Origin of the sequence: Ilyobacter sp., assembly GCF_041583315.1 — a bacterium.
Lineage (GTDB): Bacteria > Fusobacteriota > Fusobacteriia > Fusobacteriales > Fusobacteriaceae > Ilyobacter.
Genome location: NZ_JBFHGC010000595.1, coordinates 1 through 1660, shown reverse-complemented (window position 1 = coordinate 1660; position 1660 = coordinate 1). Strand labels below are relative to the sequence as shown.

Below are 1660 nucleotides of genomic sequence, written 5' to 3'. Positions count from 1 at the left end.
ATAGCCTTCCGGCTTTTTGGGTCCACCTGCATAGCAGGTGGTTTTCTTTTTATATAATAAAAAGACACCAGATACTAATCTGGTGTCTTAAAAAATCTACATTTTATGCTTTGGAAAATATTCTGTATGTAATAGATCATGTGCCTTGTGGCTCATTGGTTTACCTAAATGCTTCTCATAAAGTTCCTTGATATAAGGATTTTCATGTGATTTTCTCAGATCTTTACCTTGATCTATAGAAGTCAGCCCAGCTGCTCTTTTCTCTATAATTCCAAAATCTCCGTGGTGATAAGGCTGTCCACCTCCACCTACACATCCACCTTTACAAGCCATAATCTCTATAGCATGAACTGTTTCTTCTCCTGATCTGATTTTATCCAGAAGTTCTCTGGCAGATCCAAGACCATGAGCTATTCCGATTCTGAACTTAGAACCTAACTTTTCATCCAGTCCAGGAATAGAAACCTCTGCTACTCTTACAGATTCCATACCTCTTAGTGAAGTAAAGTCTACAGATTCCAAAGTATCTCCTGTAATCCATTCGTATGCAGTTCTAGTTGCTGCCTCTATAACTCCCCCAGTTCTACCGAATATTACTCCGGCTCCTGTGTAGCTTCCTAGAGGATTATCCACTTCTTCTTCATTCAGATCTTTAAAATTGATGTTTGCTTGTTTTATTAGCTTTGCTAACTCTCTTGTTGATATAGAGTAATCTACATCAGGTATGCCGTCTACTTTAAACTCATCTCTAGACGCTTCGTATTTCTTGGCAAGACAAGGCATGATAGATACAACTATAAGATCTTTTTTATCAATTCCTTCTTCTTTTGCCCAAACATTTTTAGCTATAGCACCAAACATCTGTTGAGGTGACTTAGCTGTAGAAGGTACATCTAGCATATCAGGGTAATTGTGCTCAAAGAACTTAACCCATGCAGGGCAACAAGAAGTCAGGATAGGAAGCTTTACATCTTCATCTCCAGCCAGTTTTTTTGTTACTCTGTCGATAAGCTCAGAAGCTTCTTCCATTATAGTAAGATCAGCTGACCAGCTAGTATCAAATACCATATCAAATCCTAACTTTCTAAGTGCAGCTATCATTTTACCTTCAACATTTGTACCAGGTTTAAACCCAAACTCTTCTCCGAGGGCTACTCTTACAGCAGGAGCCACTTGAACTACCACTTTTTTAGCAGGATTTGCAAGGTCTTTTACAAGCTTCCATGTATGGTCAGCTTCATGAAGAGCCCCTACCGGACACACTGCTACACACTGTCCACAGTAAGTACATGCAGTATCCTCAAGATCCTGCTCAAAAGCAGGTGCAACTACTGCGTCAAATCCTCTGTTTACTCCAGAAAGAACTCCGCAAGTCTGGATTACATTACACATAGTTTCACATCTTCTGCACATGATACATTTGTCTATATCTCTGATTATAGACTGAGATATATCTTGTCTGTATGTTGATTCTTTACCTTTGAATCTTATCTCTCTCACACCAAACTGCATCGCAAGGTCTTGAAGGTCGCACTCACCATTTTTTGAACATGAAAGACAATCTTTCGGGTGATCTGAAAGAAGAAGTTCCAATACTGTTTTTCTTTTTTGCATTACCTTCATTGAGTTTGTAGTTACTACCATTCCGTCATATACAGGT

1 protein-coding gene is annotated in these 1660 nt (G+C 39.0%); it reads right to left on the bottom strand.

Annotation, left to right across the window (positions count from 1 at the left end; genetic code table 11):
* Positions 1–96: 96 nt before the first annotated feature.
* A partial coding sequence (locus tag ABZA26_RS14555; protein ID WP_372715212.1) for an NADH-dependent [FeFe] hydrogenase, group A6 occupies positions 97–1660 on the bottom strand: 1564 nt, incomplete at its 5' end.